This is a genomic window from Micromonospora sp. NBC_01638, from assembly GCF_045209745.1.
Lineage (GTDB): Bacteria > Actinomycetota > Actinomycetes > Mycobacteriales > Micromonosporaceae > Micromonospora.
Genome location: NZ_CP109273.1, coordinates 5,800,213 through 5,826,548, shown reverse-complemented (window position 1 = coordinate 5,826,548; position 26,336 = coordinate 5,800,213). Strand labels below are relative to the sequence as shown.

The following is a 26,336-nucleotide window of genomic DNA, read 5'->3' as shown; positions in this document are numbered from 1 at the left end:
CGTCGGAACACTCCGACGGGCGCCAGCCCGTCTTGGAGAGAGTGGCCTCCTCCCGAGTGCGCTACCTTCCCGGCGGTGGTTGGCGTCCTGATTGTTCCGATTGCCCCGGTTGTCCCGGCGCTCGGGCTTTCTGGCCTCCTGGCGTCGAGGGCGCTTTGACGTCTGGGCCCTCCTGGCGTTCGCGCGTCCGCCCCTCCTGGCGTCCGGGGCCTTTCGGCGTCCAGGGCCTGGCCTGTCGCACCGACTTAAAGGCGACCAGCGTCCGCGCCGCGATGGATCGCCTACGCCTGGACGGCGGCGTGCGATCCCGGCGGGGCCTTTGTCCGGTTTACGCGCGTTAACACGGGTCGGCCTGTTCGTGATCGACTCGGTTTCCGTGATACCGGGGTGTCCGGACGGCCGGTTACCCCGGTATCCGTGAAGGTGAGTGGATCATGCCCGGGGTGGGTGATCGGGGGCCCCGCCTGTTGGGCTTTGTGGGCGGTTTGTCCGGTCGAGGGTGTCTCGGGGTTGTGACCGGTCGCACCCGTGGGCCGGAATCATGGCCGGCCCGGGGTCGTTACATACCCTGACGATCGCAGCACCACCGGCCCGCCACCCCACCCCGGGGTTGGAACGCCGGGCCCCGGGTTGGAATGCCGGGCCTCGCCCGGTCGTTGCAGTCCCCGCGAACGACCACCCGGCCACCGCCTCCACGAGGGTGCCGAGGGTTGGGCCACCCCCGGAATGACCCCGGCCCCCCGGTCGTTACACCTGAACCCCGGAGCCACGAGCTCTCCGCTCGTCGCCGACCCCGGCGCCCACGAGCCCCCGCTTGTAGGTCGCCGACCCCGGACGCCGAGTCACCGTAGGCGTCCACCCCGCAGACCTTTCCCCCCTTGTACCTGCAGCGCCGGACGAGGTGCTCACACCCGCACACCACCGACCCCCGGTGGGTGGGTGTCCTTACCCCCGAAGGAGCTAAATCCTCATGAACACGATCATTCGTAAGAGCGTGCTGTCCGTTGCTGGTCTCGCGTTCGCCGGTGGTGTCTTCGCCGGTCCGATCGCCGCCCACGCCAACCCGGTCGACGCCAAGCCCGCCGCGGTGGCGGTGCAGGCTGACAAGCCGGACACGAGCAAGCTGATCCCGCACGGCACCCAGGGCAAGCAGTCCCGCATCCCGCTGAACGATGAGCAGATCGCGAACGTCAAGGCGATCATCGCCGCGACGAAGAAGGCCGGTCTGCCCGAACGCGCCGCGGTCATCTCCATCGCCACCAGCTTCCAGGAGTCGAAGCTGGAGAACCTGGGCCACCTCGGCGACCGCAACGACCACGACTCGCTGGGCCTGTTCCAGCAGCGCCCGAGCTCGGGCTGGGGTACCCCGGAGCAGATCACCAACCCCGAGTACTCCACCACCGCGTTCCTCAAGGGCCTGAAGCAGGTCGACGGGTGGCAGGACATGCCCCTGACCAAGGCCGCACAGACCGTCCAGGTCTCCGCCTACCCCGACGCCTACGCCCAGTGGGAGCAGCAGGCCGCCGACCTCGTCAGCCAGCACTGGAACAGCTGACCCACCGCACCACACCGACCGCTGGCCGGCACCCCAAACGAGGGGTGCCGGCCAGCGGCGTACCCCTGGGGTTGTCAGGTGTTGCGGTGGTTGTGGGTGCGGAAAATGTCGATCAGCGCGGCGATCAGCGCGAGCACGATGATGCCGGTGGCCAGCATGAGGGAGCGTTCGAAGGCGGCGGTCCAGTTGCCGCGGCTGCCGGTCAGCGACGAGAAGAACACCGAGCCGACGGCGGCGATGCCGGCGGCGGCTCCGATTCGCTGACCGGTCTGGAGCATGCCCGCGCCACTACCGGCCTGCGCCACCGGCACCTCGGCGAGGGTGAGTGTCTGATTGGGAGCAATCACCAGGCCGCTGCCGATCCCGGCGATGAGCAGTGGGCCGGCGGTTACCCAGGGCGCGGGGGCGTCCGGCGCGAGGCGCAGCGCGACCACCGTTGCCGTCAGCCCGATCACCACGGCGAGCAGACCGAGACCGACCAGTGGTCGACCGAAGCGGTTGACGATTCGGCCACCCAGCGCGGACGCGGCTGCCGAGCCGAGGGCGAACGGGGTGATGGCCATGCCGGAGATGAGCGCGCTGTAGCCGAGGCCGTTCTGCAGGTAGAGCGTGAAGATGAAGAAGATCGCGGTGAAGCCACCGAAATAGATCAGCGCGATGAGCGACCCGAGGGTGTACGACTGGAAGCTGAACAGCCGAAGGTCGAACAGGGGTTGGTAGTGGCGTGCGTACCGTCGCTCCCAGAGCCCGAAGGCGACCAGCACCGCCAGCCCGGCCGGGATGAACGCCCATTTCCACGGGGTCTGCCACTGCTGCTCCTGCACCAGCGGCAACAGGACGAGGACCACGCCGACGCCGAGCAGCAGGATGCCGACCGGGTCGAGTCGATGCCAGCCGCGCTGACCAGCGGGGCGGGCGGGCAGCAGGCGCCAGCCGAGAATCACCGCGATGATGCCGACCGGCACGTTGACGAAGAAAACCCACCGCCACCCTTGTTCTTCGCCGCCGATGGCGATGAGCAGCCCGCCGAGCAGCGGCCCGACGGCGGTGGAGATACCGATGGTGGCACCGAGCAGCCCGAACGGGCGGGCCCGTTCCGGCCCCCGGAAGAGTTGCTGGATCAGCCCGATGACCTGCGGGTTGACGATGCCGGCGGCGGCGCCCTGAAGCAGTCGGGCGATGACCAGCCACGTCGGGGAGGGGGCGAGGCCGGCGAGCGCGCTGGTCACGGTGAACAGTGCGATGCCGAAGACGAACGCGTTGCGCCGACCGCGGGCGTCGCCGAAACGGCCGGCGGGCACCAGTGCCAGGCCGAAGGTGAGCGCGTACCCGGAAAGGATCCACTGCAGGTCGCTCGGCGAAGCGTGCAGCGCCCGGTCGATGGACGGCACCGCGACGTTGACAATGCTCACGTCGAGCAGCGTCATGAACGCGGCGACCAACCCGACGCCAACAGCCTGCCAGCGCCGCCGATTTTCGGCCGCGTCCACCGGCTGCGGCGTTTGTGCCGCACTCATCGTGCCCCCCGTTGACCGTCGATCACGCATTGCTGGTCGCTACCCGGGTCGCCGGGGGGTGAATCGTCTCGGATGGTTCCGCGGGTCACGCCATCTGGCGGGAGCAGAACCGGGGGCCGAAGTCGAGGCCGGCCATCGGCGAATCCTCGCGGTGCAGCAGACCCTTCTCGGTGAGCAGATGCAGGGGGCTGCCCACCTGCTCCTCGGTCAGCCCGGACGCCTCGGCGATCAGGTCCGGGTAGGGCACCTGCCCGCGTGCCTCAAGGGTGGTGACTGCCTGGTACACCCGTTGCTCGGCCTCCGACAGTTGCACCTGCTGCATGGTTTCCTCCTCTGCTCGTCCGCCATCGCGGCGGCGGTTGCCCGGACCCGTTTACCCCCTCGGTGACTGAAAATGCACACCCGATCGGGCGATCGGTGCGGTGCGCGGGGCCCGCTGTGGCGGGGAGTTTCGGGCGTCCGGCGGTGCCCTAAGCTGCTTTCGTGATCGTTTGGGATCTCGTCATCGTCGGCGCTGGCCCCGCCGGGCTCTCCGCGGCGTACGTCGCTGCCCGCGCGGGTGTTCGCACCCTGGTTGTCGAGCGAGCCGCGCACCCGCGATACAAGACGTGTGGTGGTGGCCTGATCGGCACCTCCCTGGCGGCCGTTCAGGATCGGATCGAGGTGCCCGCGCACGACCGGGTGGACCGTGTCACGTTCACCCGCGACGGCCGCCGGGAGTTCACCCGCCGCAACGACGGTCCAGTGGTCACCATGGTGCGCCGTGAGGAGTTCGACGATCGGCTGCGCGCGGCGGCGGTCGCCGCCGGCGCGCAGATGCGGGAGCGGGTTGCGGTCCGCGCGATCGAGCAGGACCCCGAGGGGGTACGCCTGCGGCTGGCCGACGGTACGACGATCGCGGCCCGCGCGGTGATCGGGGCGGACGGCTCCTCGGGGGTGACGGCCCGGCACGTGGGGGTTCGGTACCGGCAGGTGGACCTGGGTCTGGAGTTGGAGATCCCGGTGCCGCCCGCCGAGCAGGAACGGTGGCGAGGGCGGCTGCTGCTGGACTGGGGTGCGATGCCGGGCTCGTACGCCTGGGTCTTCCCCAAGGGTGACCGGTTGACCGTTGGTGTGATCGCCGGTCGGGGCGCGGGGGAGGGGACCCGGGACTACCTGCGGCGGTTCGTCGACCGGTTGGGGCTGACCGGGTTGCCGGCGGAGCACGACTCCGGTCACCTGACCCGGTGCCGTGCGGAGGATTCGCCGTTGCGCAACGGCCGGGTGCTGGTCGTGGGGGATGCGGCGGGGCTGCTGGAGCCGTGGAGCCGGGAGGGCATCAGCTTCTCGTTGCGCTCCGGTGAGCTGGCCGGTGCCGCGGTCGTCGACGGTGAGCTGGCCGGGTACGAGCGGGCGGTTGCCGAGCGCCTGGTGCCGGAGATGCGGGCCGGGTCCCGGCTGCTCGACGTTTTCACCCGCCGTCCGGACGTGTTCCACGCCCTGTTGGCGACGACGCCGGGCTGGCGGATGTTCGTCCAGTTCTGCCAGGGGCGGGCGAGCTTCGACGAGATGCTGCGGCGTCGGCCGATCCGGGCAGCCCTCGCGGTGCTCGACCGGCTACCCACCTCGCGCTAGCTCAGCGCTGTCACCCAGGATCCTAGGACGCCTTACAGGGTGTGCGCACGCGCAGACGGGCCGCGGGGGTCACCACCCACGGCCCGTCTGCGATGTGCTGAGGTCAGAAGACCGGCACGCCCTCGCGTACCAGCCGCCAGTTGGGCTGGAAGAAGTCGGCAGGGTCGATCGTCCCCTTGACCTGCGCCCAGTCGATGAGCAGCTGACGGATCTCCTGCTGCGCGTTGTACACCTGGGTCTTCACGATGCCGGGGAAGTTGCCGCCACCGCTGCGCCGGTAGTTGTTCACCGCCACCACGAACTGGGCGTTGTCGGCCACCGGGGTGTCGGTGCCGGTCAGCACCAGTCGGGTGATCCGCTGCCCGACCGGCTTCGAGATGTCGATGTCGTAGTCCAGGCCGGAGAAGACGTCGTAGTTGTAGTCCGGCACCGCCGGGTCGTTGATCTGCTCCGGGTCGACCGTGGCACCCGGGGCGAGGGTGCGGAAGTACTTCGCCGAGTACTCCAGGTACGCGCGCACCTCGGCGCCGCTGAGCACGACCGCCTCAAGGGTGTTGTCGTACACGTACAGCCCGGCCACGTCGCGGATCTTGACGGCACCGGCGGGAAAGACCGCGGTACGGCTGAACGGTGCCGCGATCGACAGCACCGGCAGGTCCGCGTACGCGGTGCCGATCAGCGCCGCGCCGACCACCTCGGTTTGCACGTGATTGATGAAGTCCAGAATCGGGGTGTCCCTGTACCGCGACTCCGCCGCCGACAACTCCACCGTGGACTTTGCGACCACCTGGTTGACGTACGCCACGGTCTTCTGATGTTGGGTCCGCACGGCGGCGAGCACCTTCGGGTCCTCGACAACCGTGTTGGTGTTCAGCATGGTCGCGGCCTTCTTGGTGATCGTCCACCGGCCACGCTCACGGGCGAGGGTGAAATCCATCCGGGTGAGCCGCTGGCCCCACTTCGACGGCTCGGAGAGCAGCACCTGCGCACCGGTCCGCTCGTTGGTGACGAACCGCTCGACCACCTCGTTGTGCGCGTGCCCGAAGAGGATCGCGTCGATCCCCGGCACCTGCTGGGCGATCAGGGCGACCGGGTTCTCGTTCGGCAGCTCCGGGCCGTAACTGGAGGTGCCGCTGTCACCGCCGTGCGCGGAGATCAGCACGAGGTCCGCGCCACGGGCACGCATGATCGGCACCCACTTCGCGGCGGTCGCCACCATGTCGTCGAAGCGCAGCTTGCCCTCGACGTTGCCCTTGTCCCAGATGGCCACACCGGGGTTGGTGAGCCCCAGAATGCCGACCCGCAGGGTCGGCGCGGCGAAACCGAGGGAGACCTTCTTGATGACGTACGGCAGGAAGGCTGGCTTGCCGGTCTTCGCGTTGACCGCGTTCGCGGCGAGCGCCGGGAAGCCGAGCTGACGGATCCACAGGTCCAGCAACGGCAGACCGTAGTTGAACTCGTGGTTGCCCAGCGTCACCGCGTCGTAGTCGATGATGTTCATCGCCCGGGCCATCGGGTGCTTCTCCCCGGTAGCGGTGATCGGTTCCTGTTTGGCGTAGTACGTGGCCAGCGGAGTGCCCTGGATGGTGTCGCCAGCGTCGAGCACCAGCGTCGCCTTGCCGCGCCGCTCCCGACGGATCTGGTTGATCAGGGTCGCCAGCTTCGCGACGCCGATGTCGTTCTGCTTGCTGTCGTCGTACTCGGCGTCGCGGTAGTAGTCCCAGTTGTGGACGTTGCCGTGAGTGTCCGACGTGCCCAGGAGGGTGAGGTCCCAGGTGCGTGACCGGGCCGCACCGGCCGCCTGCGCGGGGGCGGCGGCGATCAGCGGGGTGCTCGCCGCCGCGGCCGCGGCGGCGAGCACCTGACGACGCGACGGGCCGGAGGGAGAGGTCATGGCGTGCCTTTCCATGGGGGTGGACGCGCTTCGTGGGCGCCTCGCGCACCATAGCCAGCAGCGGGCACTCCCGCCACGCCAGCCCTGATCGTCACCGCGTTTCCGCAAGCGGTCGCAGGGTAGGGCGGTAGGAACCTGCTTCCGCGCAGCGCGAGGAGATGTCCGTGAGCGACCAGCACACCCAACAGGATCCGACCAGCCAGTACGGTCAGCAGTCCGGCCAACCCACTCAGCAGCAGTCAGCGCCCGGCTTGACCAAAAACATGAACCCGAAGCCAGACCACGGTGAGGAGTCGTACCGGGGCTGCGGCAAACTCGACGGCAAGCGGGCGCTGATCACCGGTGGTGACTCGGGGATCGGCCGAGCGGTCGCGCTCGCCTTCTCCCGGGAGGGCGCGGACGTGCTCATCTCGTATCTGAGCGAGGAGGAGGACGCCGACGCCCAGGAGACCCTCCGGTTGGTCGAGGACGCCGGCCGGCGGGGCATCGCGGTGCGCGGCGACATCACCGACGAGGCGCACTGCCAGCAGTTGGTCGATCGGGCGGTGCGCGACCTGGGCGGCATCGACATCCTGGTCAACAACGCGGCTTACCAGATGTCGCAGGACAAGGGGATCCTCGGAATCAGCACCGAGCAACTCGACCGGGTGTTCAAGACCAACCTGTACGCCCTGTTCTGGCTCTGCAAGGCCGCCATTCCCCACCTGGCCGAGGGGTCGGCGATCATCAACACGTCGTCGATCCAGGCGTTCGACCCGTCGCCGCAGCTGTTGGACTACGCCACCACCAAGGCGGGGATCGCCAACTTCACCAAGGCCCTCGCCATCGACCTGGCCAAGCAGGGCATCCGGGTCAACGCGGTCGCACCCGGCCCGGTCTGGACGCCGCTCATCCCGGCCACCATGCCGCAGGACAAGGTGAAACAGTTCGGCACCGACACCCCGGAGGGTCGCCCCGGCCAGCCGGCGGAGCTCGCCCCCGCGTACGTCTTCTTCGCCTCGCAGGAGTCCAGCTATGTCACCGGCGAGATCCTGGGGGTCACGGGCGGTCGACTGACCAGGTGATTCGTCGCCGGGCGGGCGCTGTTCGGGGTGCCCGCCCGGCGCCGCGGTTCGCTCGTGCGGTTTCTTGGTCAGCGTGGCCATGCGGCGAAGCGCTGCCGGATCTGGGCGACGTCGGCGGTGTCCAGGTCGTAACGGCCGAAACGCTGGTCGGACAGCCGGTCCAGGTAACGGCCGGCGGCTCGCACGTCCGCCGGATCCAGCGCGGGGTCGATCTGCCGTGCCAGCACCAACAACTCGGTCACGTCGTAGTGCTCCAGCGCCGCCGCCACGTCGATGAAGTCACGGACCTCCCGCCGGTTGACCAACGCCGCGATCTTGTTGGCCACCAGGTCACGGACGTCCATCACCGGGCCGAGGTCCATCACCACCGGACTCTGCTGACGGTCCAACCGGGCGAGGCTGAGCCGGATCTGCCGCCCGTCACGGCTCACCACGAAGTCCTTCATGTCCTGGTCGTACCCGTCGAACAGCTCGGCCAGCTCACTGTCCGGGTCAGCATCGGTGACGCTGAACCCAGCCCGCTCCAACGCCAGGCGCACTCCGGCGGACGCCGCTGCGGCAGCGCCCTCCACGTCTGCGAAGAGGTCGACGTCCTCCGTCGGACGGGCCACCAACCCGTGCGCCGCCCAGGCCACCCCGCCACCCAACACGAACCGGTACGGCCCGGCGGCGGCCAGCGCCACCCGGGCCACCTCCCGGTAGAACTCGTGCAGATGAGGGCCGATCACGCCGCGCGCAGGCCGCGGTGCCGGCTCTCCCAGGCCTGGCGTACGCCCCGAGGGAGGTTGAGCAGTCGCCACACCCGGCGCAGCGCCTGCCCGTTGATCAGAACGCGCAGATCCTCGGCGCGGGTGGTCTCGCGGAGCACGTTCTCGTACATCCAGAGCAGCTGGTCGGGGTCGCCAAGGTCGAAGGTGCGCTCGGCGTTCCACATCAACCGCACCGGTAGCTCCACCACACCCCGGGTGGGGCCGGCCAGCTCGGCGAGCGTCCTCGCCACCACGGCAGGGCGACCCGGGCGTGCCAGGAAGGCCACGCCGGTCGCGGTGGGGGAGACGGCCTGCATGGTGTCAGGGTAACGCCCGCCGGATCCGGTGTCGCTCAAGACGATCCCAGCGCGTTGCTCGCGGGTCCGCGCCAGCGGGCTACCTGCGGCCGTAGCGTTCAGACTCCGTCGCGATGTTTCCTGATTTGGGGGATCTGGCGCGGTCGGCCTGTTCGTGGCGGACTCGGTTTCCGTGATACCCGGGTGTCCGAACGGCCGGATACGCCGGTATCCGTGAAGGTGAGTGGATCATGCCTGGGGCGGGTGGTCTGAGGCCCGCTTGTTCGGCTTTGTGGGCGGTTTTGTCTCGCCGAGGGTGGTTGTGGGTTGTGACCGGTCGCACCGGTGGGCCGGAATCGTGGCGGGCCCGGGGTCGTTACATACCCTGACGATCGCAGCACCACCGGCCCGCCACCCCACCCCGGGGTTGGAACGCCGGGCCCCGGGTTGGAATGCCGGGCCTCGCCCGGTCGTTGCAGTCCCCGCGAACGACCACCCGGCCACCGCCTCCACGAGGGTGCCGAGGGTTGGGCCACCCCCGGAATGACCCCGGCCCCCCGGTCGTTACACCTGAACCCCGGAGCCACGAGCTCTCCGCTCGTCGCCGACCCCGGCGCCCACGAGCCCCCGCTTGTAGGTCGCCGACCCCGGACGCCGAGTCACCGTAGGCGTCCACCCCGCAGACCTTTCCCCCTTTTGTTCTTGTAGCGCCGGACGAGGTGCTCACACCCGCACACCACCGATCCCTATCGGTGGGTGGGTGTTCTTACCCCCGAAGGAGCTGGATCCTCATGAACACGATCATTCGTAAGAGCGTGCTGTCTGTTGCTGGTCTCGCGTTCGCCGGTGGTGTCTTCGCCGGTCCGATCGCCGCTCACGCCAACCCGGTTGACGCCAAGCCCGCCGCCGTGGCCGTGCAGACGGCCAAGCCGCAGGGCGAGCAGTCCCGCATCCCGCTGAACGATGAGCAGATCGCGAACGTCAAGGCGATCATCGCCGCGACGAAGAAGGCCGGTCTGTCCGAGCGTGCCGCGGTCATCTCGATCGCCACCAGTTTCCAGGAGTCGAAGCTGGAGAACCTGGGCCACCTCGGCGACCGCAACGACCACGACTCGTTGGGCCTGTTCCAGCAGCGCCCGAGCTCGGGTTGGGGTACCCCGGAGCAGATCACCGACCCCGAGTACTCCACGACCGCGTTCCTCAAGGGTTTGAAGCAGGTCGACGGGTGGCAGGACATGCCCCTGACCAAGGCCGCGCAGACCGTGCAGGTCTCCGCCTACCCCGACGCCTACGCCCAGTGGGAGCAGCAGGCCGCCGACCTCGTCGCCCAGCACTGGAACAGCTGACCCGGAACAGTTGACCCCGCACAAGCACCCACAAGCACCACCGCAGAACACCGACCGCTGGCCGGCACCCCACCCCGGGGTGCCGGCCAGCGGCGTACCCCTGAGGTTGTCAGGTCTCGCGGTGGTTGTGGGTGCGGGTGACGTGCTGGCGGTGAACAGGGTCGCCCGTCGGCGATTGCCAACCCCCGCACAGCCTCCGGCCGCACCGCCCTGCCCCGGCCCCACCGACCCATAGCCCGGCGGTGGGCTCGTGGGGTGGCGCGGTGGCGCGGGCGTAGGCGGCGCGGGGTTGGGGCAGGGGGCGGCGCGGCGGTAGGGCGGCACGGCGTCGGGGCTGTCGGGGTGGCGCGGGCTCGGGGCGGCCCGCGGGCGTGGGGGAACAAGGTGGGGTCGAGGCTGGTTGTGGAGGGTGTCGGTGTGACTCAGTGTCCCCGGGCCTCACCTAATATCGCCTTCGCGGAATACCGTTCGGCTGGAGCCGCGTCGTGCCACTCGCCGAGAGGCGACCTGCACACCGACACCAGCGCCGCCCCCGGCCCACCGGCCGGGGGCGGCGCTGTCTGTTTTCCCCGCTCGCGAAGATGTCTCAGCTGGCCTATGTTCATGGGGTCGCTCGCGTGGAAGGGGTGTCGAGGCGTGGGGCTGCGTACCTTCATCGAGGGTTGGCCGGTCTACCGTCAGCTGACCGGCACCGACCCGCTCGGCCGGGGCGTCGCGGCGCAGTCCGCCCGTTCTGCGGGGCTGACCGCCCGTACTGAGGATGCCGACAGCGTGGCCCGTTCGGTGTGCCCGTACTGCGCGGTGGGTTGTGGCCAGCGGGTGTACGTGAAGGACGGGCAGGTCAGTCAGATCGAGGGCGACCCGGACAGCCCGATCTCGCGGGGTCGGCTTTGTCCGAAGGGCGCGGCGAGTAAGAGTCTGGTGACGAGCCCGTTGCGGCAGACGAAGGTCCGTTACCGCAGTCCGTATTCGACGCAGTGGGAGGACCTGGAGCTCGACACCGCGCTCGACATGATCGCGGATCGGATGCTCGCGGCTCGCGAGCAGACCTGGGAGGATGTCGACACGCAGGGCCGGCCGCTCAACCGGACGCTGGGCTTTTCCAGTCTGGGTGGGGCGACGCTGGACAACGAGGAGAACTACCTCATCAAGAAGTTGTTCACCGCGATGGGGGCGCTCCAGATCGAGAACCAGGCCCGTATTTGACACTCCGCCACCGTCCCCGGTCTGGGGGCCAGCTTCGGTCGTGGCGGTGCGACGGATTTCCAGCAGGACATCGCCAACGCTGACGTCATCGTCATTCAGGGTTCGAACATGGCTGAGGCCCATCCGGTGGGTTTCCAGTGGGTGATGGAGGCCAAGCGTCGCGGCGCGAAGGTTTTCCACGTCGACCCGCGGTTCACCCGGACGAGTGCGGTGGCGGACGCGTACCTGCCGATCCGTGCGGGCACGGACATCGCGCTGCTCGGTGGGGTGGTGCGCTACATCCTGGACAACGAGCGGGACTTCCGGGAGTACGTGCTGTCGTACACCAACGCGGCGACGATCGTCAGCGAGGAGTTCAGCGACACCGAGGACGGCGACGGCTTCTTCTCCGGGTTCGACCCGGAGACCGGCACCTACGTGCAGGACAGCTGGCAGTACGAGGGGCACGAGGGCTCGTCCGGTAGTGGGCACACCGCCCAGGAGCGGGACAGCGCCGCGGGGCTGGCGCACGAGTCGCACGGCGCGCAGGTGAGCGGGCAGGCCCGGCGTGACGAGACGTTGCAGCATCCGCGCTGCGTCTACCAGATCCTCAAGCGACACTTTTCCCGCTACACGCCGGAGATGGTGGAGCGGGTCTGCGGCATCCCGCAGGACAAGTTCCTCGAACTGGCTCAGGCGTGGACGGAGAACTCCGGTCGGGAACGCACCGGAATGCTGATCTATTCGGTGGGCTGGACGCAGCACAGCGTTGGCGTGCAGTACATCCGTACGGGCGCGATCATCCAGCTGTTGCTCGGCAACATGGGCCGCCCGGGTGGCGGGGTCATGGCGCTGCGCGGGCACGCCAGCATCCAGGGCTCCACTGATATCCCGACGTTGTTCAATCTGCTTCCGGGCTACCTGCCGATGCCGCACCACGCCAAGCACCCGACCTTCGACGAGTGGGTGGACAGCATCCGGCACCCGGGTCAGAAGGGGTTCTGGGGCAACGCGCGGTCGTTCGCCACCAGCCTGCTGAAAGCGTACTGGGGTGACGCGGCGACGCCGGAGAACGACTACTGCTACGGCTACCTGCCCCGGATGACTGGCGATCACGGCACCTACCAACAGGTGCTCAACATGATCGACGGCAAGATCAAGGGGTACTTCCTGCTGGGTCAGAACCCGGCGGTCGGCTCGGCGCACGGTCGTGCGCAGCGGCTCGGGATGGCCAACCTCGACTGGTTGGTCGTCCGGGACCTGTTCATGATCGAAAGCGCGACGTTCTGGCAGAACGGCCCCGAGGTGGCCACCGGCGAGATCGTGCCCGAGGAGTGCCGCACGGAGGTGTTCTTTTTGCCCGCCGCCTCCCATGTGGAGAAGGAGGGGACCTTCACCCAGACCCAGCGCCTGTTGCAGTGGCGGGAGAAAGCCGTCGAGCCCGCGGGCGACGCCCGCTCCGAGCTGTGGTTCTTCTACCACCTGGGGCGCCGGCTGCGGGAGAAGCTGGCCGGCTCAACACTGCCGCGCGACCGTGCGCTGCTTGACCTCACCTGGGACTACCCCACGCACGGTCCGCGCGCGGAGCCGAGCGCCGAGTCGGTGCTGCGTGAGATCAACGGGTACGACGTGGCGAGCGGAAAGCCGTTGTCCAGTTTCGCCGAGGCGCGCGCGGACGGCTCCACCGCGATCGGTTGCTGGATTTACACCGGTGTGTACGCGGACGGCGTCAACCAGGCCGCCCGGCGCAAGTCCCGACACGAGCAGGACTGGGTGGCCGCCGAGTGGGGCTGGGCCTGGCCGGCGAACCGTCGCATCCTCTACAACCGTGCGTCCGCCGACCCGGACGGCAACCCGTGGAGTGAGCGCAAGCGCTACGTCTGGTGGGATCCGGACAAGGGCGAGTGGACCGGCTACGACGTGCCGGACTTCGAGAAGACCAAACCGCCGTCGTACCGGCCGCCACCCGGCGCGTCCGGGACGGAGGGCATCGCCGGCGACGACCCGTTCGTCATGCAGGGCGACGGCAAGGGCTGGCTGTACGCGCCCAGCGGCGTCCTGGACGGCCCGCTGCCAACCCACTACGAGCCGGTCGAGTCACCCGTGCGGAACCCCCTCTACGGGCAGCAGGCCAACCCGACCCGCAAGATGTACGCGCACCCGGTGAACTCGGTGAACCCGAGCCCGCCGCAGGAGCACAGTCAGGTGTTCCCGTACGTGTTCACGGTCAGCCGGCTCACCGAGCACCACACCGCCGGTGGGATGAGCCGTACCGTGTCGCCGCTGGCCGAGTTGCAACCGGAGATGTTCGTCGAGGTGTCGCCCGAACTGGCGGTCGAGCGCGGCCTCGACCATCTAAGTTGGGCGTACCTGGTCAGCGGTCGTGCGGTGATCGAGGCGAAGGTGTTGGTGACCGACCGGCTCGCCCCGCTGCGCGTGGACGGTCGGATCATCCACCAGGTCTGGTTGCCGTACCACTTCGGTTTCGAGGGTCTGGTGACGGGTGACTCGGCCAACGACCTGTTCGGGATCAGCCTGGACCCGAACGTCCTGATCCAGGAGAGCAAGGTCGGCACCTGCGACGTCCGACCTGGGCGTCGTCCCACCGGTCCGGCGTTGCTCGACCTGGTCGCCGACTACCAGCGGCGCGCCGGGATCAAGCCGGGCCAGAACGCCCCGGCGGTCACTACCGACAGCGAGGGAAAGGCGCGCGGTGATTCCTGATCCGAACAGCCTGTACGGGCCGCTCGACCCGGCACCGGACGCCGGTTGGTCGTCGGCGCCGCCGCGGATGGGGTTCTTCACCGACACCAGCGTCTGCATCGGCTGCAAGGCCTGCGAGGTCGCGTGCAAGGAGTGGAACGGCGTCCCGCAGAGCGGCCTCGACCTGCTCGGCATGTCGTACGACAACACCGGTGCGTTGACCGCGAACTCGTGGCGGCACGTCGCGTTCATCGAGCAGCCCCGCCCGGCCGGGCACCGCACCCCGCCGTTCGCGGGTACGCCGGCCGACGCCGGCGCGGGTCCGCAGTTCCTCGGGATGCCGGGTGCACAGCCGCCGGGTCGGGGCACCGGCGTCGAGGAGCGCACCGATTTCCGCTGGCTGATGATGTCGGACGTGTGCAAGCACTGCACGCATGCGGCCTGCCTGGACGTCTGTCCGACGGGTTCGCTGTTCCGGACGGAGTTCGGGACGGTGGTGGTGCAGGAGGACATCTGCAACGGCTGTGGCTACTGCATCTCCGCCTGCCCCTACGGTGTGATTGATCAGCGTAAGGATGACGGGCGGGCGTGGAAGTGCACGCTGTGCTACGACCGGCTCGGCGCGGGCCAGACTCCGGCGTGCGCCCAGGCGTGCCCGACCGAGTCGATCCAGTACGGCCCACTGGACGAGCTGCGGGAGCGGGCCGCCGCACGGGTGGAGGTCCTGCATGAGCGGGGAGTGCCCGAGGCGCGGCTGTACGGGCACGACCCGAACGATGGTGTGGGTGGTGACGGGGCGTTTTTCCTGCTCCTCGACGAGCCGGAGGTGTACGGGTTGCCACCCGACCCGATCGTGACCACCCGCGACCTGCCGAAGATGTGGAAGCGTGCCGGCCTCGCCGCCCTCGCCATGGCGGCGGCGACCGTCGCCGCGTTTGTAGGAGGTTCCTCATGACGCCACCGCCCCCGGTGGGCGACCGGTTCCGTCGCTTCCGGGACCGGATCACCGCCGATGGTCGAGACCGAGCAGAGGCGAACGACGAGCAGACCACGACCGCGAGCGGCGGCCTGACCGGGCAGCCGCAGCGGAAAACCGAGGCCTCCGGACGGCGGGGCAGACGTCGCGGCGGCGGCGAGGAGTTGCGGGTGCCGGAGGCCGAGTTCACCTCGTACTACGGTCGGCCCGTTCTCAAGGCGCCGGTCTGGAAGTGGGACATCGCCGCGTACCTGTTCACGGGCGGGCTGGCCGCCGGATCGTCGCTGCTCGCCGCGGGTGGGCAGCTCACCGGGCGGCCCGCGCTGCGTCGCGCTGGTCGGGTCACCGCGCTGGCCGCCGTCAGCGCCAGCGCTGTCTTCCTGGTCAAGGACCTGGGCAGGCCGGCACGGTTTCATCACATGCTCCGCGTGGCCAAGCTGACCTCTCCGATGTCGGTGGGCACCTGGATCCTCACCGCGTACGGGCCGGCCGCTGGGGTCGCCGCGATCGCCGAGGCCACCGGTCGGCTGCCCCGCCACGGTCTGCTCGGGTTGGCCGGCCGGGCGTTGCCTGCGATCGGGCACGCCGCTGGGCTGCTCGCCGCCGGCACCGCGCCCGCGCTGGCCACGTACACGGGGGTCCTGCTCGCCGACACGGCGGTGCCGTCCTGGCACGAGGCGTACCCCGAGTTGCCGGTCATCTTCGCGGGCAGCGCGCTGGCCAGCGGCGCCGGCGTGGGTCTGCTCGCCGCGCCGCCGGCCCAGGCCGGGCCGGCCCGGCGGATGGCGGTGGCCGGCGCGGCCCTGGAGCTGTACGGCGCGCACCGGGTGGAGACCCGACTCGGCCTGCTCAGCGAGCCCTACCGGCTGGGCCGGCCCGGTCAGCTGCTGCGCGCCGGCCGGCTGCTGACCACTGGCGGGGTCGCCGGGGCTCTGCTCGGCCGGCGCAGCCGGGTGGTCAGCGGGTTGTCCGGTGCGGCGCTGCTGGCCGCGTCGGTGGTGACCCGGTTCGGCATCTTCTACGGCGGCGTAGCCTCCGCCCGCGACCCTCGGTACACGGTGGTGCCGCAACGCGAGCGGGTCGACGCCCGGCGGACCGGCATGGATCTTCCATCTGATCGGGCGGTCCCGCCCGCAGTGTGATCGAATGTCCGATGGAGGCGTTCAGGCGGCTGGTGCCCCTCCCGGTCTTCAAAACCGGTGTGGTCCGGGACCCGGGCCAGGCGGGTTCGATTCCCGTCCGTCTCCGCCAACAGGGGCAGGAGATGACGCGATGGGCGACGGCCCGGTGGACCCGCGACGCCGGGTGCCCCGCACCGACACGCTGCTCGCCGATCCGCTGCTGGCCGCGGCCACCGCGACGCTGGGGCGGGACCAGGTCAAGGCGGTCGTCACCCGGGCACAGAATCGGGCTCGCCGTGGCGAGATCGACCCCGACGAGGTCCGGGATGTCGCGGTCGCCGCGCTGCCCGCACCCGGTCCGCGCGCGGTGCTCAACGCCACCGGCGTCGTGCTGCACACCAACCTGGGTCGGGCGCCACTGTCGCCCGCCGCTGTCGCCGCTGTCGTGGCCGCCGCCGGCCACACCGACGTCGAACTGGACCTGAGCACCGGCCGTCGGGCCCGCCGCGGCCGGGACGCGCTCGACGCGCTGGCCGCCGCCGTGCCCGACGCGGGCGCCGTGCACGTGGTCAACAACGGTGCCGCCGCGCTGGTGTTGGCCGCCACCGCGTTGGCCGCCGGCCGGGAGATCGTGGTCAGTCGGGGCGAACTGGTCGAGATCGGGGACGGCTTCCGCCTGCCCGACCTGTTGGAGAGCACCGGCGCGCGGCTGCGGGAGGTGGGCACGACCAACCGCACCACCCTCGCGGACTACGCCGCCGCGGTCGGCCCGCAGACCGGCTTCGTGCTCAAGGTGCACCCATCGAACTTCCAGATCACCGGGTTCACCTCCGCCACCGGAGTGCGACAACTGGCCACGCTCGGGGTGCCGGTTGTCGCCGACATCGGCTCCGGCCTGCTCTGCCCCGATGCGCTGCTGCCCGACGAACCCGACGCGGCCGGCACCCTGCGCGCCGGCGCCGCGCTGGTCACCGCCAGCGGCGACAAGTTGCTCGGCGGGCCGCAGGCGGGGCTGCTGCTCGGTGACGTCGCGCTGATCGACCGGCTGCGCCGCCACCCGCTGGCCCGGGCGCTGCGCGTGGACAAGCTCACCCTGGCCGCGCTGGCCGCCACCCTGCACCAACCGGACACACCAACCCGGTCGGCGTTGCACGCCGACCCGGGTGCCCTGCGCCACCGGGTGGAGCGGCTACGCGACCGGCTCGGCGCGGACGGCCGTAAGGCGGAGGTGGTGCCGGCCGTCGCGGTCGTCGGCGGAGGCGGCGCCCCCGGCGTGGAACTGGACTCGTGGGCCCTGAGCCTGCCCGAACGGTACGCGGCGCCGCTGCGCACCGGACACCAGCCGGTCCTCGGCCGGGTGGTTCGGGGCCGACTCCTGCTCGACCTGCGCTGTGTGCCCGCCGACGCCGACGAGGCCGTCCGGGCGGCCGTGCTGCGCGTCCCCGGGGACGACTGAGAGTGTTCGTCGTCGCCACCGCCGGGCACGTCGACCACGGCAAGTCGACAGTGGTCCGGGCGTTGACCGGGATGGAACCCGACCGGTGGGCCGAGGAACGCCGCCGGGGGATGACCATTGACCTGGGCTTCGCCTGGACGACACTGCCGTCGGGCGGCACCGTCGCCTTCGTCGACGTGCCCGGGCATGAGCGGTTCGTGCCGAACATGCTCGCCGGGGTCGGCCCGGTGCCGGCGGCGCTGATCGTGGTGGCCGCCGACGAGGGGTGGATGCCGCAGTCGGCCGAGCACCTGGCAGCGCTCGACGCGCTCGGAGTCGCGTACGGCCTGCTGGCGGTGACCCGCGCGGACCTGGCCGACCCGGGGCCGGCGACAGCCCACGCCCGCGCCGAGATCGCCGCGACGAGCCTCGGTGCGGTGGAGGCCGTGGCGGTCAGCGGCCTGACGGGCGCGGGCCTGCCGGAGCTGCGTACCGCCCTGGAGCGGCTCGCCGCCCGGCTGCCGCCACCCATGGTGGACGACCCGGTTCGGCTCTGGGTCGACCGCAGTTTCACCGTGCGGGGCAGCGGCACCGTCGTCACCGGCACCCTCGGCGCCGGTCGCCTTCGGGTGGGCGACGAGCTGGAGTTGGCAGGCATCGACGAACCGGTCCGGGTTCGGGGCCTGCACGCACTGGGCGAGGCCCGATCGGAGGCGGCGGCGGTGGCCCGGGTGGCGGTCAACCTGCGCGGTACGCCCCGCGACCGGCTCGGCCGCGGCGACGCGTTGCTCACCCCGGGCCGGTTCCACCGCTCCGACCTCGTCGACGTCCGGCTCACCGGCGACCCGGCGGCCGACCTGCCGGCCACCCTCACCCTGCACGTCGGGTCGGCGGCGGTGCCGGTACGGGTCCGACCGCTCGGCCCGGACACCGTGCGGCTGCGCCTGGCGCGCCCGCTGCCGTTGCTGGTCGGCGACCGGGCACTGCTGCGGGACCCGGGCCGGCACCACGTGTCCGGCGGGGTGCGGGTGCTGGACGTGGCGCCGCCACCGCTGGCCCGCCGGGGCGCCGCCGCGGCCCGCGCGCAGGTCCTCGCCGAGCTGGACGGTCAGCCCGACCTGGCCGGTGAGCTGCGCCGCCGTCGGCTGGTCCGCGCCAGTGCGTTGATCCGGATGGGTGTGCCGGCGCACGCCGCACCGGTGGCCGGTGACTGGTTGGCCGACCCCGCGCACTGGCGGCGGCTCGGCGATCAGCTGACCGAAGAGGTCGCCCGCTACGCCAGGGAGCACCCGTTGGAGCCCGGGATGCCGGCGGACGCGCTGCGCCAGCGCCTCGCCCTGCCCGACCGGGTGCTGGTCGAGGCGTTGGTCCGGCCGCCCCTGCGGATCCACGCCGGGCGGGTCGGGGCGGCGGGCGCCGACGCGCTGCCCGAACCGGTGGCCCGGGCCGTGCAACGGGTCCGCGCCGAGTACGGCGACCGGCCGTTTCGCGCCCCCGAGGCGGACCACCTCGTCGACCTCGGTCTGGGCCCCCGGGAGATCGGAGCGGCGGTGCGCGCGGGCGCCCTGCTGCGGCTGGCCGACAACGTGGTGCTGCTGCCCGACGCACTCGACGGCGCGGTCCGGGTGCTGGCCGGGCTGCCCCAACCGTTCACGCTCTCCGCGGCCCGGCAGGCGTTGGACACCACCCGCCGGGTGGCGGTGCCGCTGCTGGAGCTGCTGGACCGTCGGGGCGTGACCCGACGACTGCCCGACGACGCCCGGATCGTCGTCACCTGAGCCCCGCGGGGCCGGGCTAACCGGCCCCCGGGTCGGCGGCGGTCACCTACGGTGACGCCATGGACCCTTCCGCGGTCTGGCGGGACCGGCAGCACCAGTGGCGGATCGAGGCGTACCGCGCGCCGGACCTGCGGTTCGCCATCTACGCCACCAACGGCCCCACCGAGTCCGTGCCGCTCTGGCTGTTCGGGATGTCGGCGCTGGCCCGGTGGCTGATGACCCACGCCATCTCGCTGGACGAACTGGAGGCCGACTGAGCGGGGCGCGGGCGGAAACCGCACCCGGAGCCGGCCTCGCTGCGGTTGAGTGACCTGAGGCGGCGGACGGGAGTGCGCGATGGGCGGTCAGCTCGGGCAGTTGGCGCTGGTGGCCATGCTGGTGCTGGTCAACGCCGCGCTGTCCGGCAGCGAGATGGCCCTGGTGACACTGCGCGAGGGGCAGCTGCGGCGGCTGGGCCGGCGGTCCCGCGCCGGCGATCGGCTGGTGCGGCTGTCCGGCGATCCGAATCGCTACCTGGCCACGATTCAGCTCGGCATCACCCTGGCCGGGTTCCTCGCGTCGGCGGCGGCCGCGGTGTCGCTGGCCGGGCCGCTGGTCGGCCCGCTGGGCTTCCTCGGCGGCCTGGCCCGCCCCGCCGCGGTGCTCGTGGTGACGGTGCTGCTGACCTTCGTCACATTGGTGCTCGGGGAGTTGGCCCCGAAGCGGTTGGCCATGCAGCGGGCGGAGCGCTGGGCACTGCTCAGCGCCGGCCCGCTGGACCTGCTCGCCCGCGTGGCCCGACCGGCGGTGTGGCTGCTCAGTCGGGCCACCGATGCCGTGGTACGGCTGGCCGGCGGTGACCCGCGGGCCAACCGGGAGGAGATGACCGAGGAGGAGTTGCGAGAGATGCTGGCCAGCCAGCGCGGCCTGTCGGCCCAACAGCGGGAGATCCTGTCCGGCGCGTTCGACATCGCCGGCCGGACGCTACGGGAGATCCTGGTGGCCCGGCGGGAGGTGACGACGCTGCCGGCCAGCCTGACCGCCGACGAGGGGGTTCGGCGGCTCGCCGCCGCCGGGCGGTCGCGCGCGCCGGTCACCGGTTCCGCGGGGTTGGACGACGTGCTGGGTGTGGTGCACATCCGCGACCTGGTGCAGGCCGGCACCGCCTCGGTGGGCGAGCGGGTCCGGCCGCCGCTGCTGCTGCCGGTCACCCTGCCGGTCGCCGACGCATTGCGTCAGCTTCGTCAGGAGCATCAGCAACTGGCCCTGGTGGTCGACGAGCACGGCGGCGTCGACGGCATGGTCACCTTGGAGGATCTGCTGGCCGAGGTGGTTGGTGAGTTGTACGACGAGACCGACCGCGATGTGCGCGGGGTGCTCCGGGAACCGGACGGGTCCCTGCTGGTGCCCGGTGACTTCCCGCTGCACGACCTGCCTGATCTCGGGGTGCAGCTGAGCTTCCCGTTGTCCCGGGATTACACCACGGTGGCGGGGTTGATGCTGGCTCGGCTGCGGCACCTGCCGGATGAGCCGGGGGAGTTGGTGCGCCTGCCCGGGTTGACCCTGGAGGTGGTGGAGGTCGCCGACCGGGCGGTACGCCGGGTGCGGCTGCGCGGGTTCGTCGCCGAACGCTGACCGACACCCGGATGGAGGACATAGCCTCAAATGCCCACAAGGGGAATTTCGTCCGCCTACGGTGCGATACGTGAAGGACCGAGGGTTGCGTACGTTCGTCACGGTGCTGGCCGGCCTCGCGGTGATCTACTTCGGTAGCGCCGGCCGCAGCCCCGAGGAGGGCCGGGGCATCTCCGGCGGAGTGGTGGTCCTGGCGCTGCTCGCCGCGCTGCTGGTGTGGCACCTGACCCGCCCGGGGGACAAGACGGTGAAGTGAGCGCCTCAGCGGGCGGCGACGCGGGTGACCTCGCCAGCGGACTCCTCGCCGAGCGCCACCCGCACCAGCGCGGAGGCGAGCCGGCCGAAGTCCGGTTCGTCCACGAGGCCGGCCAACCCGTCCGGGGAGCCCGGCAGACCCAGCCGCTTCGCTCCGGCCAGCGTCCGACGGTCGGCGTACGGGCGCAGGTCCGACCAGACCGTCTGAGCTTCCCGCAGGTAGATGTCCGCGCCGGTGGGGCCGATGCCGGGGAACTCGGTGAGCCGTCGACGCAGCCCAGCGGGGTCGCCCTGGGCTTCCCGGTGCAGCCGCCGCAGGTCACCGTGCCAGCGGTCCAGGCACAGTCGGGCGCCGGTGCCGAGCATGGTGGCGGTCCGCTCGTCGTAGCGGCGGTAGTGGCCCCGGCCCAGTGCGTCGACCCGTTCCTGCCAACTGGCCGCCTCCATGGCCTGTGGGGTGCGGTAGCCCGCGGCGAACAGTTCCCGCGCGGCGTCCACGGCCACGCACGCCCGGATCCGGGTGCTCAGCAGGGTGGCGAGCACCAGCAGCTGATACAGCGGCCCGGGGCGGTCCGAGAGCCGGATACCGGCCTCCTCCGCGTACGTGCGGCCACGCCGGTCCAGCAGGACCTCCACCACCGTTCGATCGTTGCCCACGCCGACCGGATACCCGATCGGTGACCCGCTAGCCCTGCATTCCGCACGTCGGTGATCGTGGGTGGGGTTCGGCGCGGCGGGTTGGTCGTGAGGGCGGCCGGTGGCAGCGTGCCGGGCTGTGAGAGAGCGTGCGCGGTACGGCGCGGTGCCGTCGGTGGAGAAGGCGTTGGGGTCGTTGCCGGTGGTCGCGGCGTTCGCTGCCCGGTTGCGGATCCGGGATGTCATCGATGGGTTGTGCCCGGTGGATGACCGGTCGGAGTTGACGCATGGGCAGGTGATCGAGGCCCTGGTAGCGAACCGGTTGACCTCGCCGGAACCGCTTGTGCGGGTCCAGGACTGGGCGGGCGGGTACGCGGTCGAAGAGGTCTTCGGCGTGCGGCCGCAGCAGCTCAACGATGACCGGGTCGGCCGGGCGCTGGATGCGATCGCGTCGCAGGTGGATTCGATCGTCGGGTCGGTCGGCGCGCAGGCGATCGAGGTGTTCGGGATCGATGTGTCCCGAATTCACTGGGATATGACGTCGTTCTCGGTGTATGGCGAGTACGAGCATGCCGAGCAGGAGTACGCCGTGCCGAAGTTCGGGCATCCGAAAGACCGACGGCCTGACTTGAAGCAGGTCCAGGCCGGGCTCGCGGTAGCCGCGGACGGCGGGGTTCCGGTGTTCCACCGGGCGTATGACGGCGGTGCGGGTGAGGTCGCCCAGGTGATCCCGATGATGAAAGCGTTGCAGGAGATCGCTACCACCCGCAGGTTGTTGATCGTCGGGGACACGAAGCTGGTCTCCTACAACAACCTGGCCGCGATGCACGCCGACAAGGTGACGTTCGTGGCGCCGGCGTCGAAGGTGTACGTCAGTGCCGAAACGTTGGCCGGCCTGGACCTGGACCTGGCCACCCCGGTCGACTACGTCGCTGCCCGTGACCAGGGCAAAGACCCCGCCACGCTGGGAACGTGGCACGTGTACGAGGACACCATGACCTTGGCCGGGCCCCGCAAGAAGGATCCCGTGCTCACCCTGCGCCGGGTGTTCGTGCACTCCAGCGCCCGAGCGCAGGCCGCGACGGTGGCCCGGGCCAAGAAACTCGACCGGGCCACCGACGACCTCGCCCGGCTGACCCGGGGCTTGGGCTCACGGCACTACCCGGATACCGCCGCGGTCGAAACCCGGCTGGCCGTGATCGCGAAGACCCGCCGGGTCGTCGCCTACCTGCGCACGACCACCGGCACCGATCCGGACACCGGCAAGCCCACCCTGAGCTGGCACTTCGACCAAGAAGCGATCGATGCCGAAGCAGCCGGCGACGGCTGGTACGCGCTGCTGACCAACCTGGAGGCCGACCAGGCCGACGCCGCCCAGGTCCTGCTGCACTACAAGGGCCAGGAAGCCGTCGAACGCCGCTACTCCGCGTTCAAGGGCACCCTCGCCGTCGCCGCGATCTACCTGAAGACCAACCGCCGGATCACCGCCATGATCACCGTGGTCTGCCTCGCGCTGCTCATCTTCAGCCTCATCGAACGCCAGGTCAGAGCAGCTCTACGCGCACAGGGCCGGACCACCGTCGCCGGCCTCTACGCCCGCCGGCCCGCCGTCCCCACCACCCGACTGATCTTCCAAGCCCTCGCCAGCATGAGACTCATCCCCGCGACCAGCGGCAACCCACACACCATCCCTCAACCCACACCCCTGCAACTCGAAATCCTCGACCTGCTCGACGTCAATCCGCTGGAATGGTGCTGACGATCGCCGACATGCGGAATGCAGGGCTAGCCGTCGAGCCGGTGCCCGGCGCCGGAATGCCGCCGGGTCGGGCGGGTATGCCGACGGTGGAGGCGGTCGATGCCGCCTGCCGTATCCGGAGGGAGACACCCGTGGTCAACCCGCAGCAGGAGGAGCTCCGGCGTAACGCCAAGGGAGCCACCAGCCAGGACAGCAAGGGGCCCAACCCGGTCAACCGACCCTCGTCGCGCGGCGACGAGGGTCGACCGGTGCCCAAGGGGCAGGTGTCGCCGTACGGCCCGGCCGGTGAGCCGGTGGCCGAGGACGACAGCGACGCCCGCTAGCGACTGCGACCGGACGGCCGCCGCAACCTGTTCCAGGTGGCGGCGGCCGTCAACCCGTAGGCGAGGTGCGGAATGATGTCGGAGATCCAGTCGGAGCGCCGCCACGTGCGCGGGTCACTGACCCCGAGCGCCGTGATCGACCCGTCGGTCATGGTCATGACGCCGGCTCCGAGCAGGCCGGTGGCCATCGGCAGAGGCTGGCGCCGACCACCGGCGTAGAGCGCGAACGCGATACCCGCGGCGATGCCCAGCCCGTAGCCGATCAGGGGCCCGAGGCCCGAGCGGCGGTTGGCCGCCCGGTCCCCGGACCCCAGGTCTGCGTGCGCGATCCCGGCCAGCCGGTTGACGGTCTCCTGCGGGGCGTTGCTCTCCGGCCGTCCCCGCAGCGCCATGTCGAGGTAGCTGACCACGTTCAGCGCGGTGCTGCCGACGGCGCCCGCGATGGCGCCGTCGGCCACGTCGACCCTCCTCACTTCGGGTCGCCCGGTTCGCGCTCGCTCTTGGGGCCGTACGTGCGGTCGCCGCGCACCACACCCCGTTGGCCGCGATCCTCCTGGAGGATCTTGTTGGCGACCTGGTTGGCCTTGCCGTCGGGCACCCGGCGTCCGGAGTCGTCGATCGCGTTGCGCAACCGCGCCCGCTGCTTGTCGTACGCGTTACTGCCCGGCCGTGGTCCTGGCATCTGCTGCCTCCTTCGTCGGTCTGGGCGTACCGTCGCCGTCTACCCGTCTGGCGGCAGGCCAACCTCGGCTCTCAGCGAGGAGCCCGGACCACGACGACCGGGCACTGCGCGTGGTGCAGCACCGACTGGCTCACCGACCCCAGCAGCAACCCGGTCACCTCGCCGCGCCCCTGCCCACCGACGACCACCAGTTGGGCGGTGCGGGACGCCTCGGCGAGCACGGCACCAGGCCGGCCGCGTACCGCCCGGCAGGTCAGCCGCAGTTCCCGGTGGTCCTCGGTCAGCCCGGTCAGCCACCCGGCGAGCGTCCGCTCCTGCTCGCCGTGCAGCTTCGCCTCGTCGTACACCAGGGGTTGCATGTCGCCCGGGTCGCTGCTGCCCGGGTGCCGGTAGGCGTGCACCGCCACCAGCGGCACGCCGCGCGACACGGCGGTCTCGGCGGCGAAGTCGGCCGCCAGCCGGGAGGCTTCCGAACCGTCCACCGCGACCAGTACCGGCTCGTCGGGTCGTTGCGCGCCGCGGACCACCAGCACCGGGCAGTCGGCGTACGCGGCGACCTGCACCGCCACCGAACCGACCACCAGCGCGGAGAAACCACCCAACCCGCGGTCGCCGAGCACGATGAGCGCGGCGGTGGGGGATTCGCCCACCAGCACGGCGGCGGCCTCACCGTCGATGATCTCGCCGGAGATGGACAGCCCGGGCGCGGTCGCTTCGGCCTCGTTCACCGCGGCCTGGATGAGATCCTCGGCCTGGTGGCGCAGCCCACCACCGGGCGGCGTGTACGGGGCGGGGGAGGTTTGCACGTGCAGCAGCGGCCAGATGAACCCGTGTACGACCCGCAGTGGCCGTTGGCGGCGCGCCGCCTCCGTGGCGGCGAGGCGTACAGCGCGCAGCGCCGGCTCCGAGCCGTCCACGCCGACCACCACCGCCGCGCTGTTCGCCGAGTTCACCGCTTACCTCCCGCCGGGGCCAGTATCGCGGGCGGAGACACAGTCGCGCCGTGATACCGCTGACCGCTCCCCGGTCGGTACGCTGGCGACGACCGGCCGGGGAGGGAGCGTCGTCGATGGGTGAACCGGACCAGCCGAGCACCGCACGCATGATCGACTTTTGGCTCGGCGGGGAGCACCATTTCCCCGTCGACGTGGCCGCCGCGGGGGCGTTCGAGCAGGCGTACGGGCCGTGTGCCCCGGTGTTCCGGGAGCTGCGGGCGTTCCTGGGGCGGGCGGTGCGGGCCATGGCCGGGCAGGGCGTGGACGGTTTCCTGGTGTTCGGCGCCGGGGTGCCCACGATGGGCAATGTGCATGAGGTCGCCACCGACGCGACCGTGCTCTATACCGACGTCGACCCGGTGGCCATCCGGCTGGGGCAGAGGATCCTCGCCGGCAGCGACCGGGCCGGCTACGGCTTTGGTGACGCGACCGACATCGGCACGATCGACCCGGCGCAGCTGCACCGTTTCGTTCCGGGCTGGGGCCGGCGGCCGGTCGGGGTGGTCTTTCTCGGGCTCGCCGCGTTCCTCGACGACGCTACGCTGACCCGCACCCTCGACGAGCTGTACGCCGGCGCGGCACCGGGCAGCCTGCTCGCCGTGGACTTCGACACCGAGGAGTTGGCAGGTCACCCGCAGGCGCTGGCGATGATGGGGCCCCAGTTCCGGATGCGTTCACCGGCGGCGTTCGCGCCACTGCTGGGTCGGTGGGCGCCGACGGCGGACGGGATCGTCCCGGTCGCCCAGTGGCGGCCGGCGGGTCCGCCGGCGCAGGTGCCCGATGCGTTCCATGGTGTGCTCGCGACCCGCGGTGGTGACTGACCGCGCGGAATCGTTGTT

At 71.1% G+C, this 26,336-nt stretch carries 24 protein-coding genes and 1 tRNA gene; 16 read left to right on the top strand and 9 right to left on the bottom strand.

Annotation, left to right across the window (positions count from 1 at the left end; all coding sequences use genetic code 11):
• Positions 1–970: 970 nt before the first annotated feature.
• The gene (locus OG811_RS27275) at positions 971–1,555 is read left to right on the top strand and encodes a hypothetical protein (RefSeq protein WP_406069793.1); all 585 of its coding nucleotides are present in this window, start codon (positions 971–973) and stop codon (positions 1,553–1,555) included.
• Between the two features lie 74 nt (positions 1,556–1,629).
• Here OG811_RS27275 and OG811_RS27270 read toward each other — a convergent pair whose 3' ends face one another.
• Positions 1,630–3,072 (bottom strand): MFS transporter, encoded by a 1,443-nt coding sequence (locus tag OG811_RS27270; protein ID WP_406069791.1) that lies wholly within the window; start codon positions 3,070–3,072, stop codon positions 1,630–1,632.
• Between the two features lie 85 nt (positions 3,073–3,157).
• Positions 3,158–3,394 (bottom strand): hypothetical protein, encoded by a 237-nt coding sequence (locus tag OG811_RS27265; protein WP_406069790.1) that lies wholly within the window; start codon positions 3,392–3,394, stop codon positions 3,158–3,160.
• A 161-nt stretch (positions 3,395–3,555) separates the two neighbouring features.
• Here OG811_RS27265 and OG811_RS27260 point away from each other — a divergent pair, with 161 nt between their 5' ends.
• A complete protein-coding gene (locus OG811_RS27260) occupies positions 3,556–4,686 on the top strand; it encodes a geranylgeranyl reductase family protein (RefSeq protein WP_406069789.1) in 1,131 nt (376 codons plus the stop codon).
• A gap of 103 nt (positions 4,687–4,789) precedes the next feature.
• Here the strand turns inward: OG811_RS27260 and OG811_RS27255 are convergent, their stop codons facing one another.
• Positions 4,790–6,580: a bifunctional metallophosphatase/5'-nucleotidase gene (locus OG811_RS27255; RefSeq protein ID WP_406069787.1), complete on the bottom strand. Its 1,791-nt coding sequence runs from the start codon at positions 6,578–6,580 to the stop codon at positions 4,790–4,792.
• 158 nt (positions 6,581–6,738) lie between these two features.
• On the opposite strand from OG811_RS27255, the gene OG811_RS27250 reads away from it, so the two are divergent.
• On the top strand, positions 6,739–7,644 hold the full coding sequence (locus OG811_RS27250; RefSeq protein WP_406069786.1) for an SDR family oxidoreductase: 906 nt from the start codon (positions 6,739–6,741) through the stop codon (positions 7,642–7,644).
• Positions 7,645–7,712: 68 nt separating this feature from the next.
• On the opposite strand, the gene OG811_RS27245 is transcribed toward OG811_RS27250, so the two are convergent.
• On the bottom strand, positions 7,713–8,372 hold the full coding sequence (locus tag OG811_RS27245; RefSeq protein WP_406069784.1) for a nucleotidyl transferase AbiEii/AbiGii toxin family protein: 660 nt from the start codon (positions 8,370–8,372) through the stop codon (positions 7,713–7,715).
• Entirely contained in the window at positions 8,369–8,710 is a 342-nt protein-coding gene (locus OG811_RS27240) for a hypothetical protein (protein WP_406069782.1), read from the bottom strand. The genes OG811_RS27245 and OG811_RS27240 overlap by 4 nt, the downstream gene beginning before the upstream one ends.
• A 770-nt stretch (positions 8,711–9,480) precedes the next feature.
• On the opposite strand from OG811_RS27240, the gene OG811_RS27235 reads away from it, so the two are divergent.
• The 10 genes from OG811_RS27235 (at position 9,481) to OG811_RS27190 (ending at position 21,103) form a co-directional block, all read left to right on the top strand.
• On the top strand, positions 9,481–10,035 hold the full coding sequence (locus tag OG811_RS27235; protein WP_406069781.1) for a hypothetical protein: 555 nt from the start codon (positions 9,481–9,483) through the stop codon (positions 10,033–10,035).
• A gap of 603 nt (positions 10,036–10,638) precedes the next feature.
• A complete protein-coding gene (gene fdh, locus OG811_RS27230) occupies positions 10,639–13,944 on the top strand; it encodes a formate dehydrogenase (protein WP_406069780.1) in 3,306 nt (1,101 codons plus the stop codon).
• Entirely contained in the window at positions 13,937–14,878 is a 942-nt protein-coding gene (locus tag OG811_RS27225) for a 4Fe-4S dicluster domain-containing protein (RefSeq protein ID WP_406075941.1), read from the top strand. The genes fdh and OG811_RS27225 overlap by 8 nt, the downstream gene beginning before the upstream one ends.
• Positions 14,875–16,041, top strand: coding sequence for an NrfD/PsrC family molybdoenzyme membrane anchor subunit (gene nrfD / locus OG811_RS27220; protein ID WP_406069778.1), 1,167 nt, complete (start codon positions 14,875–14,877; stop codon positions 16,039–16,041). Before OG811_RS27225 ends, nrfD begins: the two co-directional genes overlap by 4 nt.
• A gap of 13 nt (positions 16,042–16,054) precedes the next feature.
• A tRNA-Sec gene (locus OG811_RS27215) sits at positions 16,055–16,150 on the top strand.
• Between the two features lie 21 nt (positions 16,151–16,171).
• On the top strand, positions 16,172–17,476 hold the full coding sequence (gene selA / locus OG811_RS27210) for an L-seryl-tRNA(Sec) selenium transferase (protein ID WP_406069777.1): 1,305 nt from the start codon (positions 16,172–16,174) through the stop codon (positions 17,474–17,476).
• A 2-nt stretch (positions 17,477–17,478) separates the two neighbouring features.
• Positions 17,479–19,233, top strand: coding sequence for a selenocysteine-specific translation elongation factor (gene selB / locus OG811_RS27205; RefSeq protein WP_406069775.1), 1,755 nt, complete (start codon positions 17,479–17,481; stop codon positions 19,231–19,233).
• A 59-nt stretch (positions 19,234–19,292) separates the two neighbouring features.
• On the top strand, positions 19,293–19,490 hold the full coding sequence (locus tag OG811_RS27200) for a hypothetical protein (protein ID WP_406069773.1): 198 nt from the start codon (positions 19,293–19,295) through the stop codon (positions 19,488–19,490).
• A gap of 79 nt (positions 19,491–19,569) precedes the next feature.
• Positions 19,570–20,847 (top strand): hemolysin family protein, encoded by a 1,278-nt coding sequence (locus tag OG811_RS27195; RefSeq protein ID WP_406069772.1) that lies wholly within the window; start codon positions 19,570–19,572, stop codon positions 20,845–20,847.
• Positions 20,848–20,917: 70 nt separating this feature from the next.
• Entirely contained in the window at positions 20,918–21,103 is a 186-nt protein-coding gene (locus tag OG811_RS27190) for a hypothetical protein (protein ID WP_036410487.1), read from the top strand.
• 5 nt (positions 21,104–21,108) lie between these two features.
• Here the strand turns inward: OG811_RS27190 and OG811_RS27185 are convergent, their stop codons facing one another.
• Complete coding sequence (locus tag OG811_RS27185; RefSeq protein WP_406069771.1) at positions 21,109–21,759, bottom strand: hypothetical protein; 651 nt, start codon at positions 21,757–21,759, stop codon at positions 21,109–21,111.
• Positions 21,760–21,877: 118 nt separating this feature from the next.
• Between OG811_RS27185 and OG811_RS27180 the strand changes: the two genes are divergently transcribed.
• Together OG811_RS27180 and OG811_RS27175 are read left to right on the top strand one after the other, a co-directional pair.
• The gene (locus tag OG811_RS27180) at positions 21,878–23,497 is read left to right on the top strand and encodes an IS1634 family transposase (RefSeq protein ID WP_406067849.1); all 1,620 of its coding nucleotides are present in this window, start codon (positions 21,878–21,880) and stop codon (positions 23,495–23,497) included.
• An 11-nt stretch (positions 23,498–23,508) separates the two neighbouring features.
• Positions 23,509–23,820, top strand: coding sequence for a hypothetical protein (locus tag OG811_RS27175; RefSeq protein ID WP_406069770.1), 312 nt, complete (start codon positions 23,509–23,511; stop codon positions 23,818–23,820).
• Here OG811_RS27175 and OG811_RS27170 read toward each other — a convergent pair.
• The 3 genes from OG811_RS27170 to OG811_RS27160 all read right to left on the bottom strand — a co-directional run bounded on the left by OG811_RS27170 (position 23,817) and on the right by OG811_RS27160 (position 25,455).
• Positions 23,817–24,293, bottom strand: a complete 477-nt coding sequence (locus OG811_RS27170) for a hypothetical protein (protein ID WP_406069769.1) — start codon at positions 24,291–24,293, stop codon at positions 23,817–23,819. The two genes, OG811_RS27175 and OG811_RS27170, sit on opposite strands and share 4 nt — an antisense overlap.
• Positions 24,290–24,502, bottom strand: a complete 213-nt coding sequence (locus tag OG811_RS27165) for a phosphatidylethanolamine-binding protein (RefSeq protein WP_110566860.1) — start codon at positions 24,500–24,502, stop codon at positions 24,290–24,292. Before OG811_RS27165 ends, OG811_RS27170 begins: the two co-directional genes overlap by 4 nt.
• A 71-nt stretch (positions 24,503–24,573) precedes the next feature.
• Positions 24,574–25,455: a universal stress protein gene (locus OG811_RS27160; protein ID WP_406069767.1), complete on the bottom strand. Its 882-nt coding sequence runs from the start codon at positions 25,453–25,455 to the stop codon at positions 24,574–24,576.
• Between the two features lie 116 nt (positions 25,456–25,571).
• Here OG811_RS27160 and OG811_RS27155 point away from each other — a divergent pair, with 116 nt between their 5' ends.
• On the top strand, positions 25,572–26,318 hold the full coding sequence (locus OG811_RS27155) for an SAM-dependent methyltransferase (RefSeq protein WP_406069765.1): 747 nt from the start codon (positions 25,572–25,574) through the stop codon (positions 26,316–26,318).
• Positions 26,319–26,336 lie beyond the last annotated feature (18 nt).